General features: G+C 47.1%; 9 protein-coding genes. 3 read left to right on the forward strand and 6 right to left on the reverse strand.

Annotation, left to right across the window (positions count from 1 at the left end; genetic code table 11):
- The 4 genes from ACMA1I_RS14695 to ACMA1I_RS14710 all read right to left on the reverse strand — a co-directional run bounded on the left by ACMA1I_RS14695 (position 1) and on the right by ACMA1I_RS14710 (position 8,957).
- Positions 1-5,073, reverse strand: a complete 5,073-nt coding sequence (locus ACMA1I_RS14695; protein ID WP_337069203.1) for a translocation/assembly module TamB domain-containing protein — start codon at positions 5,071-5,073, stop codon at positions 1-3.
- Positions 5,074-5,382: 309 nt separating this feature from the next.
- Positions 5,383-6,150: a S1/P1 nuclease gene (locus ACMA1I_RS14700; RefSeq protein WP_337069138.1), complete on the reverse strand. Its 768-nt coding sequence runs from the start codon at positions 6,148-6,150 to the stop codon at positions 5,383-5,385.
- Positions 6,151-6,475: 325 nt separating this feature from the next.
- Positions 6,476-7,093: a DUF1684 domain-containing protein gene (locus tag ACMA1I_RS14705; RefSeq protein ID WP_337069139.1), complete on the reverse strand. Its 618-nt coding sequence runs from the start codon at positions 7,091-7,093 to the stop codon at positions 6,476-6,478.
- Between the two features lie 202 nt (positions 7,094-7,295).
- Positions 7,296-8,957 carry a catalase gene (locus ACMA1I_RS14710; protein WP_414703921.1) on the reverse strand — a complete coding sequence of 554 codons (1,662 nt, stop codon included), beginning with the start codon at positions 8,955-8,957 and terminating at the stop codon, positions 7,296-7,298.
- Between the two features lie 290 nt (positions 8,958-9,247).
- On the opposite strand from ACMA1I_RS14710, the gene ACMA1I_RS14715 reads away from it, so the two are divergent.
- Both ACMA1I_RS14715 and ACMA1I_RS14720 read left to right on the forward strand, forming a co-directional pair.
- Positions 9,248-10,192: a hypothetical protein gene (locus ACMA1I_RS14715; RefSeq protein ID WP_337069140.1), complete on the forward strand. Its 945-nt coding sequence runs from the start codon at positions 9,248-9,250 to the stop codon at positions 10,190-10,192.
- Between the two features lie 300 nt (positions 10,193-10,492).
- On the forward strand, positions 10,493-10,975 hold the full coding sequence (locus ACMA1I_RS14720) for an META domain-containing protein (RefSeq protein WP_337069141.1): 483 nt from the start codon (positions 10,493-10,495) through the stop codon (positions 10,973-10,975).
- A 129-nt stretch (positions 10,976-11,104) separates the two neighbouring features.
- On the opposite strand, the gene ACMA1I_RS14725 is transcribed toward ACMA1I_RS14720, so the two are convergent.
- The gene (locus ACMA1I_RS14725; protein ID WP_337069142.1) at positions 11,105-11,539 is read right to left on the reverse strand and encodes a hypothetical protein; all 435 of its coding nucleotides are present in this window, start codon (positions 11,537-11,539) and stop codon (positions 11,105-11,107) included.
- A 219-nt stretch (positions 11,540-11,758) separates the two neighbouring features.
- On the opposite strand from ACMA1I_RS14725, the gene ACMA1I_RS14730 reads away from it, so the two are divergent.
- Positions 11,759-12,157, forward strand: a complete 399-nt coding sequence (locus tag ACMA1I_RS14730) for a hypothetical protein (RefSeq protein ID WP_337069143.1) — start codon at positions 11,759-11,761, stop codon at positions 12,155-12,157.
- Between the two features lie 72 nt (positions 12,158-12,229).
- Here the strand turns inward: ACMA1I_RS14730 and ACMA1I_RS14735 are convergent, their stop codons facing one another.
- A complete protein-coding gene (locus tag ACMA1I_RS14735) occupies positions 12,230-15,403 on the reverse strand; it encodes an efflux RND transporter permease subunit (RefSeq protein ID WP_337069144.1) in 3,174 nt (1,057 codons plus the stop codon).
- Positions 15,404-15,416 lie beyond the last annotated feature (13 nt).

The following is a 15,416-nucleotide window of genomic DNA, read 5'->3' on the forward strand; positions in this document are numbered from 1 at the left end:
TTATTCAATAACCTCTGTTTTTAATTTTTGTGCACTTTCTTTTCTTCTGCTCTCCATTTTCTCCTGCTGTTTTTCCACATTTCGGAAGAGGTCTGAAAAGTCGTCGTACTCGCGTTCAAATATGAGCGAGAGACCGGTGGCTCGCACATCGCCTTCTAAGTAACCTTCGTACTGGTTGCGCTGGAAGCCGCGTACCCGCAGTCTGCCATCTTTGGTAATGGAGTATTCTACCGACACATCGCCTCCGAAGCCGCTCATGGAGTTAGTGTTCTCTGACTGGCCTTCTAACCCAATGTCGGCACCAACCCGCACAGTTAGCCTGTCGTTGAGGAACTGCTGGCGCACCGCTACATTCAGGTCGGTGCGGCCCTCTGCTGAGCCACCTGAGTAGTCTTCGTAAGAGTTTACGCCGAGTTCCAGGCCTAAGCCGCCGGCATAGCGGTCGGTGAGGGCGTTTAACTGATCGGTCATAACGGAGCTTAAGCTACCTCTTGCTGAGGCTGCCAGACTGCCACCAGAGCTGGCCAGTGGGTCCAGTGCCATAAATCGGCCCAAAACCAACAGCGAGAACACTTGCTTGCTCATTTCATTTTCATCCTGGCGGAGCACGGCTAATTGTTCTGTAACAAGGGCACCTACACCGCTTCCTCGTTCTTCTTCCGGCAGTTCAATATCGAAGCCGATTTCAGGCTTCATGATTTCGCCGGTTACAATAACTTGCACTTCGAACGGCAGCTGGTTTCGCCAGGCAGGTTGTACATTGCCCTGTGCCTGGTCCTGTAGGAGTTCCATTGGAGCGGTGCGGACATTGTAAATAGTCGTGATGTTTATGTCTGCAAAAAGCGGGTCTCCGGTCCAGGCAATGTAGCTGCCTTCCGCAATATCAAGCTGTCTGGAAACCAGGTCGTAGAAATCCATGCTGTACTGACCTTCGGTAATTTCGTAGCGACCAGACATGTTAATCTGTCCACTTGGCAGGATACCAATCACTAAGGGGTCTGCATTTCCTCTCACTACCAGATTATCGCCGGTAGCCGGGTCGATAATGATGGTCATAGGTGTTGCATCGGTTACTTTTAGCGACACGTTTATGTCGGCCCCTACAAAACCTGCCGCTGAAGAGTCTTCCAGTTCGCGCCCTACAATGGCCGTGAGAGCATCGTTTAATTGCACAAACTCTACAATGCCTTCGCGTTCTGCGGCCCCTGCCTCATCGGCTGGAATAACGGCCGTAAAGTCAGATCCATCTAGCACCGATACATTCAGTTCCAGTACAGGGTGCGCTATATCGCCGGTAACGGTGGCATTGGTGCCAATCCAAACGGTGCCATAAAACAGGTCATTATCCTGGGCAGTGGAGTTCATAGCCAGAAAGCGGTCGGAGGTAATTCCAAGATCGAAGGCGTAATCTAGGTAATCTTCTGTAAGCACGTTTCCTTTTACTACCAGGTTGTTGCCTAAAGAGTCGGTGAGGGTAAAATTCGGGAAGTTAATCCCTTGCTCATTAAATACCAGCCGTTCGTTCTGCAACCTGTATACAGAGTTTAACATAGCCACATTAAACTGAGCCTGGTTAAAATTCAGGTCACCGTTTATGTTCGGATCATCTATGGTGCCGGTTATCCGGAGCCTGCCACTTGCGTTGCCGCCCATGTCTTTTACCATGCCCATTGTAAAGCCTTCTAAAGCAGCCAGGTTAATGCTGCCAATATTTGCATCGAGGTTAAGCAGGCTTTCGGTTGGCTGTGCTTCGTAGAAACCGGTAATTTTCATCTGGTTGCCGTTGCCGGTAAGTGCAGCCTGCAAGTTAAAGCGGGTACCGTCATCAGTATCGGCCTGAACGCCTATGTTACCCACTGGTATGCCCATGTAAGCCAGTTCAGACAGCGTAATATCAGAAGTGAAGGCCATCGTACCTTCCATCAGGTTCCGGATAGTAGCTTTGCCGTTTATAATGCCGGCTATCATACTATCCTGTTGCTGAAAAGACTCCATCAGGTAAGCAATATCGAAATTGGCAAATTCTACTCTTAATGGAGCGTTGCTGGCTAGTTCACCTTCACTATCGATGAGCAGGAAGCTGTTGCCGCGTTCCAGGCGAATGTTGTTAGCGTAGAGCAGGTTTGTGTCGAATTGCAGGTAGTTTTCTTCCGGCACTGTCCACGCGTCGCCGTTTATTACGAGCTGGTCGCGGGCAAAAGAGAAGCGGTAGCCTGTGTCGAGGCTATTCAGCAAACCACCAATAACGAACTGCTCGTTGCCATTGCTCTCCGAAATAGAGAGGCGAGTGGAAATATCGTTGTCACGTGCGGCACCGTTCAGGGCCACGTTCTGCACTTTAAGCGAGGGCGAAGATAGCTCCTGCAAGCTAAGACCATAGCCCAGTTGCTCGCGGTTGCCTCTAACCTGAAAAACCAGATTTCGGAGAGCGTAATCCATATACTCAACCAGGCTCACGACTGCATCCATGTTCAACTCATTCGTCTGGGCATTATAAGAAGCCGTAATAGGACCTCCCATATTCAGTGCTACCAGATCAGGTACAAATGCGGTAACCAGGTCGGTGCGCTTCAGGTTTATTTCGGCGTTAAAGTTTTCCAGGTTCGTATCGGCTGGGTAGGGTGGGTCGGGGTGCAGATCAAAGAAATTTGAGAAGTGTTTTTCGAGTGCAACAGGCAGTGTGGCCAGGCTGTTTTGGAAGCGCATATTGGCATCCAGAATATTAGAGGCTACCTGCACAGCCACGCCAGGTCCGGTTTGATCCAAGCTCAAGCCAAGCGAGTCGATTGGGAAAGTCTGCTGGTTCTGGCGAATCAGGAAGTCACGCATTTCCAGGTTACCACTAATATTGCTGGCATCGGACCCTCTGAAGTTTCCTTTCACGAATCCTTTCATGCCAAGGTCTTCGGTGTAAAGGTTAAGCGCTTTCAGGTCCACACTATCCAGTTCAAGTGTGAAGGCGTAGGCAGGTTGCTCGCTGTGGCGCATGTTCACATCAGCATTCAGCACAAAGTCTACATTTGGGTCTTCGGAAGTAGCATTTACTGTGTAGATATTCTGGTTAATGGTTGCGTTTGCGAGTAAGTTGCTGTAGGTGTAGTTGTTGTAATTAAATTCTCTGATGTTGGCTTTTACCTGAGCGCGCATAGTCGCAGGGTCCATGCCGGTGCCGGAAGCGGTAAGCTGCATGCTCACTTTGCCAAGTCCCAGTGTATCTACTAGTAGCTGCCTCAGGTCGAGCTGGTTTACATTTACAGTTGCTCTAAAAGGTTCTGCACCTGCCGGGCCGGGTTGCATGTCTACGTTAGCGGTTATGTTACCTACGGAGCTGCGTAGGTTGGCATCGGCATCGAAGTTAGTGAGTGTGCCGCGGTAGTTGCCAGTCATGCTGATGTTGTTGGGAATGCGGATATCTGGCGGTAACACACCCGGCGGGCTCAGCGCCTGCACATCGGTGCGGGTGGTGGCCAGTTGGTTTATGCGCAGGTCCAGGAACAGCCGATCCGGGTCCATTGGATTTCTTACAGTACCACTTACATCGGCAAGGGTGCCTTGCAAGCCAGCCACTTGTAATTTATTTATAGTTACTACATCGTTTAAAGCTCCGCTGGCCTGGCCGTCAATTTTAATGGTAGAACTGGCAACTTTGCGGAAAGCCGGATCTACGGTTAAGTCGGGGGCAAAGATGCCAACATCTTTCATGCCGATGCGACTGTTCTGTAAATCAACAGAAAAAGATATCAGCTCCGGGTTCTCAGCCACAGCCTCTAGAGAAGGGTACCGAACCACCATCTCTGGACCAAAGTTACTGTTGCCAGTTTGCAGATCGAGGTTGGTTAGGCTGGCGCTGCTGGAGTCTACCCGTATGGCTGCCTGAAAATTATTAACACGGAACCCGCTCTTCTCGGCGAGCTTCAGTTGGTTCAGATCTATTCCTATCTGGTCCTGGCTAAAGAGGAAGTTCCGGGCATTCAGTTCCACATCTTTAAACAGCAGGTGGTCATAATCCATGCCACGGGGTTGGGCCGGAGTGTTAAAGTTGTCGAACTTCACCTGAAGCCCCGTAACATCGAGTTCGTTCAGGTTAACAACCCAGTTCACTGGCTGCCCCTGCGTTTCCTCTACAGTTTCATCAAGCTTTTCGGCAGTTCTGGCAGGATTTACCGAGAGCGAATCAGCAGATTTATATTTCTCCTGTACATACACGAGGGAGGTGTTATGCAGGTCAAAGTTCTTTAAATCGATTTTAGCATTTGGTATATCAATAGCTTCTGATACCACTTCCGACTCGCCCAGTTTTAGTTCTATTCGCTGGTTAGCCACCTGGCTGTGGTAACTAAGGTTTATATTTTGAAGTGCTACACGGTTTAGTCCGAACTGCATGGTGAGCGGTTCCGATTCTGATTCTACTGGCAGTTTGGTTTGTACAAAGCTAAAAGCAGTGTTTCGAAGGTTAATATCATCAACGCGGTACACTTCGTTTTCCAGGTCCAGCTCGTCCATGGTGGTGGTAAACTTGCCTATGCGACCATTTATAAAATTGCCGCCTGCCTCGTCTTTAAAGTCGAGGTATATATTTTCGAGGTTGATCAGGTCCAGGTTAATTTTCATGGCCGAAGCCGTGGTATCTGCCTGTGTAGTAGTGGTGTCGGTGGCAAAAGCCTCCGTTATAAAGTCGAAGTTGGAGCTACTGTCGGGCCTGATGTGGATCTTGGCAGTGGCGTTTTGCAGGTCTATAGTGCCTATGTTAACCTCTCCTTTCAGAAGCGAGAAAATTTTAAGGTCTACCCCCAGGCGTTCGCTATACCAGAGTGTATCCTGCTGCTGATCTTCTAGGTAGACCTCCTTCAGCACAATAGAGTTGCGCCAATCGGTTGTAAAACCGCCTATTTCTACACGGGTGTCTAAGGTTTTAGCCAGGTACGAAGCGCCTTGTTGAGCGGCAAAATGCTGTACCTTTGGGATTTGTAAAGCTACAATGATAAGCACAACAAGGCCCACTATAAAGATCAACAGCCAGAGCAGGATCTTTAAAAATACTTTTCCGATATGTTTTGCTGAAGCGATAAGAATCGATGTTTAGTGTCTGAGTTGACTTTACGGAAATATTTGAAGAAGGATAAGTCGTATTTTTGCTAGATAACTATTTTTAGAGGCGAAATGTTTTTAAGTACAGGCAAAGTAGGGGCAAAATAGGGTAGAAATGGCAAAATGGAACAGCTATAAAAAGGGTTATATAGCAAAATTGGGCAAAAAAAAGCGGCGCCTTCACATATGTTGTAAAGGCGCCGCTTTTTGTGAATTATTCTAAGGTTATCTTATTTTTTAGTTCATAAGCTATATGAAAATAGAAAGATGTCGGAGCTTCATAAATATAGTTGTTTAACCGTATATCTCATTCAGCAGGCCGGCAAGTCTAACTCCGCCTTGTAGCAGGCAATATTTAACGGTACCAAAGTGTTCGTATGAGTAGCGGTAGCTGAGCTTATTTTCGGCGGGTAAGGTGTATATAGCCTCCCGGTAAGGCATCATACCGTAAGCCCACTGTCGGACGGAGGTAGTCTGCCACTCTTTTACCTGTTGCTTGGCTGGTTTACCTAAAAAAGAGGTAAGCTCGGTATAACTCAGGTTCTTGCCGTCAATCATGTCGCTGTCCCACACGCGGTGCAGGTTCGAAGGTTGCCCAAACCAGAGCACTTTCACGGCGTTTCCTCCCTGATCGTCTTTGCCACCTACGTGCATAGGCTGGTGCAGGTCACCTACCAGGTGCACTAAATACTTCAGGTACTCCTGCTCTGTTTGGAGCGGCAGGTTTCTAGCCTTCAGGGCTGTTACAATTTCTTCAATTTTAATAATAAGGTCGCCATTCGGGTTTTTGGCAGCTTCTTCATAGCGCATGCCATCCGGAATGGTAACCCAGTGCCAGTCATGGGTGTGGTTATAGGCATCATCCGATTTAATGTCGTCCATCCAGTTAGACACCTCGGCAAGAGAATTGTTTTCGAGAACGGCCATTACCTTTTTTCGGGCTTTTTTGCTTAGGTGCTGCTCAGCCACTAGTCCTACGGCTCGGTGCCCATTCTGGCCCCAGGCAAATACCTGGCCAACACACAGCAGCGACATAAAAATAATACTAATTAACTTCTTCATGCTATTGTTAAAAAAGACTAAAACCAGCCATTTTTGATGTTCAGAGGCAAGGTGCTGCAAAGGTACAGACTTATTTAAAAACCAAAAGCAGAATTAAAGGATGTTAATACTAGGATAAATTGAACGCAAAGGACGATAGGCAAGCTTTGGTTCAGAAGCAAGAAGTGCACCCGCTACGGCAGCTGCGCACCTATTGGGCAAAGGCTGGGCAAGCCAGGCAATTAACAGGGTGACTTCTGGTTACTTAAATCTGAGTGGAACTCAATTTTACTTCTAAGCCAAATGTTTCTAATGAAAGAGGCCTTCAGGAGCTGTTTTAAGAGTTTTAGTTCTTACCCTCCAGTTTTATGCCTGCCACAATGGGAGTATTCAGGTGGTTTTCGCGAGGTGGAACAGGGCAGGAGTAGCGGGGAGAGTAAGCGCAGTAGGGGTTATACGCCTTGTTGAAATCGATCAGGATGATATCTCCTGCTGGAATCGATAAATCGAGGTAGCGACCTCCGCCGTAGGTTTGGTGCCCGTTGGTCAGGTCGGTAAAAGGTAGGAATAAATGATTTTTATATTGCTCTGTTTTATGAAGCGCAATGTTCTGGTAAATGCTCAGTTTGTAGGACTTGCCTTCAAGTTCAAAAACAGCCTCGCCGTATTTAACATACTCGGGTAACCTGTCGGTAGAGGTTTTCATCCTAAAAACGGCTTCGTTCTCTGTGCGAATAAATTTGGCCTGTACCCTATACGACAGGTTCACTGGGAAAAAGTCGTGAGCGCTAAAGCTGGCAACAGCCTCCGGCGGTAAGGGCGATTTTTCAGGGTTCCGGTAAGCTATATTCAACTCCTCCTGAAATGCCGCAATATCCTGCCTCGCCGCTATAGAATCTGTTTGGGCACCCAAAGCGGTTTTAAAACTAATCAGGAAGAGGAAAGAGAGAAGCAGTATCTTCATGTAGCTGTAGCAAAAGCCCAAGTTAAACACTTTCCAATTATTTATAAAGCCTGCGCTCCTGTTTGCATATGAAGGCTCCGGAAGCCCTATTTCATTAGAATAATTTTACTTTAGAGCCTAAAGTATCAGGCACTTGCAAAAACAAAAAGGCTGTTCCGCTACAAGCAGAACAGCCTTTTTACAAAAGTAGCTTCAGATAAAATTAATAAGGTTTTGCCTCATGTGATTTTTCCTGAGCGTCCTGTACACCTTCTTTTGCCGATGTGTTTCCTATCGGACCATCGGTGCCTTCAACCTTTTGCTTCATGGCCTTCATTTTGGCGGTGGCTTCTTTTATACCTTCTGCCACTCGGCGACCATAATCTTCATCGGCCTTGGTAAAGTTTTCTATCATTTGATCCTGAATGCGCTTATCGGCAGCAGCCAGAGTGTTTGAGAGGTTCAAAATTAACTCATCGCGTTCCCAATCCTCAAAATTACGATATGTTTCGCCAGCCTGCTTAAAGTCGTTGGCACGTTCTATCTTTTGGCGCACCAGGTTGGCCTCGTAGCGAGGGGAGTGATCTTTGCCTGCCTTAGGAGCTTCTTTCAGTCCGTTTAGCGTTGAAGGCTCGTAGTTAATGTGGATGTTCTGGCCTTCGGCAAAGTCAGTTTTATAGGCCATTTGTCCGCCACGTTGGTTTGTAGCCACCTTGGTTCGCGGTGCGTTTATAGGCAATTGCAGGTAATTGGCTCCAACCCTGTAGCGCTGCGTATCGGAGTAGGAGAAGGTGCGGCCCTGCAGCATTTTATCGTCAGAAAAGTCAAGTCCGTCTACCAGAACGCCTGTTCCAAAAGCCGAAAGTTCCACTTCGTTAAAATAATCCACAGGGTTTCTGTTCAAGGTCATTTTGCCCACAGGCAAAAACGGGAATTGATCTGCCGGCCAAAGTTTAGTGTCATCAAGTGGGTCGAAGTCAAGTTCCGGATGATCATCGTCGCTCATGATCTGCACACACAGCTCCCATTCCGGGAAATCACCTTTTTCAATGGCTTCGTACAAATCCTGAGTGGCATGGTTAAAGTTTTTGCCCTGAATTTCTTCGGCCTCCTTCTGCGTCAGATTGCGGATACCTTGCTTCAGTGGCTCCCAGTGGTACTTAATTAAAACGGCTTCCCCATCTTTATTCACCCATTTGTAGGTGTTTACGCCAGAGCCCTGCATCTGGCGGTAGTTAGCCGGTATACCCCATGGCGAAAACAGGAAAGTAGCCATATGGGTAGATTCGGGGGTATTACTGATAAAATCAAAAATGCGTTCGCCGCTCTGGATGTTCGTTACCGGATCTGGCTTTTGGGAGTGAATTAGATCCGGGAATTTCATGGCATCCCGGATAAAGAAAATCTTCAGGTTGTTTCCTACCAGATCCCAGTTTCCGTCTTCAGTATAGAACTTAACGGCAAAACCACGAGGGTCACGTAAGGTTTCGGGAGAGTGTGTGCCATGACCTACAGTAGAAAAGCGTACAAAAACAGGTGTCTCTTTTCCCTCTTCCTGAAACAGTTTAGCGCGCGTGTATTTGGCAATAGGTTCGTCACCAACCTTACCATACGCCACGAAAACTCCATGCGCCCCGGCTCCTCTGGCATGCACTACACGCTCTGGAACACGCTCACGGTCGAAGTGGGAGATCTTCTCAATAAAATGATAGTTCTCCATGGTAGCTGGCCCTCGGCTGCCAACTGTCCGAATGTTTTGATTGTCGGTAACCGGGTGGCCCTGCCGCGTGGTTAGCATGTTGTTTTCGTCACCATGCTGCCCATTTGTTTTAGGAGTGCCCGAAGCCTGGCCCTGCTGTTGGTTTCCGTTTTGATGTTCGATCATAATAAGTTTGCGTTTGGTGTATCGACTATTTACCTTCTACAGTATACTGTTTCCGCTCTCAAATTGATTATAGATAATATTGATTTTATATAGATTTAATCTATAATGTAGAGTTTTTTGCTGCAATTGATAACTAGACTAACATTTGTTCTTGCCTTTTATTGGAAGCTGGAAGTAAAAGGGCTGCAATAGTAGTTTTGGTAATTCGGGTTTTCAGGCATTTGTTCCAACACTAACAAGTTCTGTTCGTTAAAAGAAGATCAGATAACCACATTAAAATTATACGACCTATGAAAAACGACGAGAGAAATTACGACAGGGAACAACAATACAGACGCAACCAGAATAAACAACAAGATCATCATTTATCAAATTACCAGAGCAGGTACGAAAGCAGAGGCAACTATTATGGTATGCCTGACCAAGGGCATGAGTACCGGAATGTGAAAAGCACCGAAGGCTCTTATTATGGTCAGAACACTTCTGGTCCGGTAGGTGGCTATGGTGAGAACAGCTATTGGTCCGATAACCAAAACGATAGAAACAAGTCATCACGTTCCTACAATAACGAGAGTAACAGGGGCAGTGGCAGCCAAAATTACGGTTCTAATTGGCAGGGCAGAAGCAGCAACAGCCAATCTGACCAAAACGATAACAGCAACTACCGCTACGGCGACCCGAACCCTTACATGGGCAACAACCGCAATGGTGGTTACGGCAGAACCCAGGACCAGGGCTGGCGCAGCGAGTCTGACGACTATAGAAGAAACAGCAATTACGATCAAAACCGCTATAGCCGACAAGATAATAGCTACCAGGCCGGTGGCCAGGGTCGCCGGTACAATGAGTACGGCCGTGATGAGCATAATCGTGCTGAATACAACTCTTATGGGCAGCACGAAGGGCGTGGAGACCAGTTAGACCATGGCTACCAGGACAGTGGAGAGCACCGTAATAGCCGCTGGGATAATAACTACGATCCATCACGCCAAAGTAGTCGCCGTAGCGAAGGTTACGAGCCTACGCGTTATAACGCCGATCGTCCGAATTATGCTAACCAGCAGAGCGGGTATAGCTCCAACAGTAGAAAAAACAACCAGGATGACGATTTGTTTGATCATACCAGCAACAATTATCCTACATCCAGTCGCCGCAATGACGGGCACAGATCAGGACCAAACTGGTCTGCCGATTCTGCCGCCAGCGATTACAGCCAAAGCGATCTGAGAGGCTAAGGCTTAAAAATTACAAAAAGGGACCTGCCAAACTGGGCAGGTCCCTTTTTTGTTTTAGTACTTGCACAAAGGCGATATCCTTCAGCCAGGTAGGTATATTAAATAAAGTTAGACTTTCGGAAAAGCGGCATGTGATGTAGCATATTTTAATTTATTAGAATCTTGATAACCAGCTAAGGCTACTTTCTTTATGCTTAATTTTAGCTTTCTTTGTTAGATAAAAAGTGCTGGGGCAGCACACTCTGCTCTTAAGATGCGTACAAGAGCTTGTTAATCATGAGCCAATTTTACACCTACACCATGAAATTAAACAGAACTATTCTCCAGATGGCCCTTGTTTTTAGCTTCGCGCTAATGGTGTCTTGTACAGTGCGCCACGCAGATGTGGCTGGCGAACAAAACACGCTTCAAGATACTGATTGGGTATTATTATCTTTTGAAGAACAGGAAGTGCCCGCCGCGCCTAATACCCGCACCAGCTATATCCATTTCGATAGTAAAAATAATAAAGTAAAAGGCTATGCCGGCTGTAATAACTTTTTTGGCACCTATACGCTTAAAGGCGACCACCTTACACTGCAGCAGCTAGGTTCTACCCGAATGGCCTGCCCTGATATGGAAGTTGAAAATTACCTAATGGCGGTGCTGGAGAGAGTAAATACCTATACAATAGCCGGCGATTTGCTAACACTCTATAGTAAAGGTACTGCTGTCGCTATATTCAGGGCCGGTTACGAGCAGCCAGCTCAAGATAATGAGCCGCTTCCTGAACAACAGCCGTAGTAGGTATTCCACCGGAAGCGATAACCAAAAAACAATACCAGGGAGTTGTTTCAGGATTTAGCCATAAATATGCTTCCGCCGCAAAGAGAATAATCTCTTTCTATTTTGGAATAGAAAAGGAAATAGACTCTAGCTTGTCTTTAAAAGTAACTCGTTAAATTTCTCTAGCAAGGCAATGTACTTGCGTTGCAGCACAATCATTTCGGCTTCACACTCCTGCACAGTACGTGTGGTGGCAGGTTCGCGTGGTGTTAATTCTGCTGCGTCAGCCAGGAGGAGGGGAGCTTCCTGTTTCCCATCAAAAGAGAGTTCCAGATTAACAGGGGCAGCCAAGGGAGCAATGGCAGAAGCTTCCTTTTTTACTTTCCGGCCCAGGTGCGGAAATTCCTCTGAGAAATCATGATGAATAACTTCTCCTATTTTTAGGATAAGGCTGTATGGAATACTGTTTTCTTTAAATTTATTGTAGAGGGTTCTTCTGCTGAGCCCCACTCTGTCGGCTACCACACCTACTGCTATGCCACTTGCCTTAATGGCCTCTTTTACGATCTCTCCTCTGTGCATAAATGCGCTGCTACTGTGCCTGCTTTTTGTTTCGATAAGAATTAATTGGCTGCAAAAATACTTTATTAGGACCAGTTTGTATAGCCCCTACTTCATTTTTCGTAATTACTTAGTCGCTTTTTAGAAGATACTGCACTTATCGGCTTGTACAAGGTGCGGGGGCACTCTCCTCGGCCTTACATCCTGCGTATAAAAGGTACCATTATACCAAACTCAAAGATGAAAAAATTACTCTTAACCATATTTATGGGACTGATCGTCCTGCCTGTGAGTATGGCCCAAACACTGGAGACGAAGCCGGCACCGGTGCAAACAGATACGCTGCAACACGAAAGTGAAAACCTGGAGCAATGGAAACGAGATTTGTTAGGGCAGTACGCCGAAATAGAAAGCCTGACTGCCAATACCATTCGCCCGGCTTATATTAATTTGATTGAAAGTGTCCGAACCCGCCGCAGCACCTGGTCAGAGGCAGACTGGGAGCATGCTAAAGCTGTTTTAAAATCGCTAAACGACCGCAAAGGAGCTTTAGGCACAGCGTTAAGCAAAGCAGAAAACAACAGAATAACTGCCTTACAGGAAGATTTTAATGCTCTGCAGGGGCAGACAGAGATGTAAACTGCACAAAAAAAGTGCAGCCGCATAGCAGCTGCACTTTTCAAGTTACACTTAACACAAATCTTTTTATTACTAAATAGCGTGAGCCATCTTTTTGCCTTCCAGCTCGGCTGTTTCGTTCTCCAGCTCTTCTATGGTTTTGTCTTCCAGATAGATGACTGTTTTCTTGTCCAAGCCAAACTTGGCCAGTATTCGGTCGAAGCCGTAGTAGATGATCGGTACCACGATCAGTGTCAGGAACATGGATGAACTCAGACCACCGATCAAGGCCCAGGCCAGACCGTTTTTAGTAGCGGCTACCGAACCACCTGCTAGCGCGATCGGCAACATACCGATTACCATCGCCAGCGTCGTCATAAGGATCGGGCGGAAACGGATTCTTACAGCTTCAATCAAGGCATCTTTCACATGTGCTCCCTCATCCTTCATCTTATTGGTAAAGTCTACTACCATGATCGCATTTTTCGCAACCAGACCGATCATCATGATAATGCCCAGGATCGAGAAGATGCTCAAGGATTGGGCAGCCAGCGCCAGGGCAAGCAGGGCTCCAATGATCGCCAGTGGGATAGAGAACAATACCACAAGCGGATACACGTATGAGTCGTAAAGCGCCACCATAATCAGGTACACGAAGATGATTGAGGCCAGTAAGGCGATACCCAGCGTACCGAAACCTTCACTCTGGTTCTTAAGATCACCACCAAACTCCACGCTCACACCTGCTGGCATATTTACATCAGCCAGTTTTTCCTGGATCTCAGTACCTACCGAACCAGAAGGGCGGCCAATTATCTGTGAGTTCACGTTTACAGAAGTTACACGGTTGTAACGCTCGAGCTGTGAGGGACCAGTTGACTGGCGAATATCGGCGAACTGACCCAGACGTACCAGCTGCCCCATGTTGTTCACGAATGACAGGTTAGCAATGTCGGTTACGCTACGGCGGTCGAACTCATCCAGACGGATGTTGATGTCGTAGTCTTCTGTACCGGAGCGGAACGTTATGTCGGAGTTACCGCTGAATGCCAGCTGCATGCTTGCACCTACGTTTTCCAGCGAAAGACCAACATTGGCCATCTTGTCACGATCCACTACCACTTCAATTTCAGGGTTACCACCTTCCACCGAAGTCTCTACGTCAACAGTACCATCTACATTTTCAGTAATTTCCATCACCTTCTTCGAGAATGCCATCACTGAGTCCAGGTTAGAGCCAGAGATGATAATCTGGATAGGGGCCTGAGAGTTTCCTACAAGGCCTACTGGAATAGGCGTCACTTCCACATCCGGAATTTTGCTTTCAATATCAGCTTTGGCCTGGCGGCTAAACTGGTTGGTGCTGAAGTCTCGCTTCTTTACATCAACAAGAGTAACAGACACTTCTGCCTTATACGCGGTGTTCTGTCCTTCCTGCGCTGATGAAGTTGTACCTACCGTGGTAAATATTTTCTCTACTTCAGGTATAGACTGCAGGTATTCTTCCACCTGCTTTGTAGCAAAGTTTGTCTGCTCCACAGTAGCATTTTTCGGCAGTTCCAACTGGAGACTTACTTCACCACGGTCACCGGCAGGAATAAACTCAGATCCGATGAACCCGAACGGTACCAGCATAAAGGAAGCAATCAATAGCAAGAATGTTGCGGCTAACGTTATGAACTTGTGATTAAATGCCCATTTAAGCGCAGCTGTGAAGACATCGATTACACGGTCCAGGAAGCGCTCGAAAGCCAGGATAAACCTGCCAAAGATGTTCTTATCCGAAATATGCTCAAGCTTGGAGAAACGGCTGGCAAGCAGCGGAATCAGGGTAAAAGCCACGAACAGCGAGATCATTGTAGACACGGCTACCACTACGGCAAACTGACGTAGGATATCAGACACCAGACCTGTAGAAAGGGCGATCGGGATAAATACAACCACGATTACGAGTGTGATAGATGTTACCGTAGCCATAATCTCACGGATACCATCATACGCAGCCTGGGCTGGCTTTTTACCCATCTCCATGTGGCGGTGAATGTTCTCAATCACCACAATGGCGTCGTCTACCAGGATACCAACCACCAGTGATAGTGCCAGCAGGGACATCAGGTTAAGTGAGTAGCCCAGCAGGTACATGGCAATAAAAGTTGCTACGAGTGATGCCGGGATAGAAATCATCACGATCACAGCGTTACGGAAAGAGTGCAGGAACAGCAACATTACCACCGCCACCAGTATAACTGCAATCATTAAGTCGTGTAGTACTGAATCCGCAGCTTCTAGTGTAAAGTCGGAAGTGTCGCTCGCCATATTGAATTGCAGACCTTCAGCGCCATACGTCTGCTCCAACTGAGCAAGCGTTTCCTTTGTTAAGCGGCTTACTTCCACAGCATTGGCATCAGATTGCTTCTGAATAGTAATACCCACTGATGCACTTTGATTAACACGGGTTAGTACTTCCGTGTCCTTCTGCGTGTCCTGTACTTCCGCCACATCGGCCAATCGTACAATTCCGTTTTGATCTTCACGAACGATCAGACTGCGGAGTTGGTCCAGCGATTGGAATTTTCCGGCGAGTCGAATCTGTGTCTGGCCACTTTCCTGCTTGATTTTACCAGTAGGAAAATCCAAGTTGGAGTTGCTGATCTTTTGCTGTACCTGCAGGATAGACAGGTTATAAGCTTCCAGTTTTTTCGCATCGATATTAACCTTGATCTCACGCTCCTGGCCACCAAGTACTTTAATGGCAGCCATACCTTGTATGCGCGACAGCTCTGGTTTGATCTTCTTATCGATCAGATCGTAGAACTCTACTGGCGACATATTGGCTGTGGCACCCATCTTAATAATAGGCAAGTCGTCGAGGTCGTATTTGTTCAGAGTGGGCGCTTCTGCGTCATCTGGCAATTTGGCTAGGATCGTGTTTATTTTACGTTGCGCATCCTGCAGGGCCAGGTCCACGTTGGTGCCCTGGTTCAGCTGGATTGTGATGATGGAAAAGCTCTCCAGCGAGATACTCTTCATTTCCTTCACATTTTCCAGCGACGACAGTGCGTCTTCTATTTCTTTGGTTACGGAATTTTCCACCTCGTTTGGCGATGCACCTGGATAAAGGGTACTCACGCTAAGAACAGGCGGGCTGAATTTTGGTAAAAGCTCGTAGTTGAGCGATTGGTAGCTGACAACCCCAAGCAGTGTGAGGACGGTAAATACCACCACCACCAAGGTTGATCGCTGTATGGATAATTTGGTTATGTTCATTTCTAAATGTTCT

This window comes from Pontibacter sp. 13R65 (assembly GCF_047525655.1).
In the GTDB taxonomy this organism is placed as follows: Bacteria; Bacteroidota; Bacteroidia; order Cytophagales; family Hymenobacteraceae; genus Pontibacter.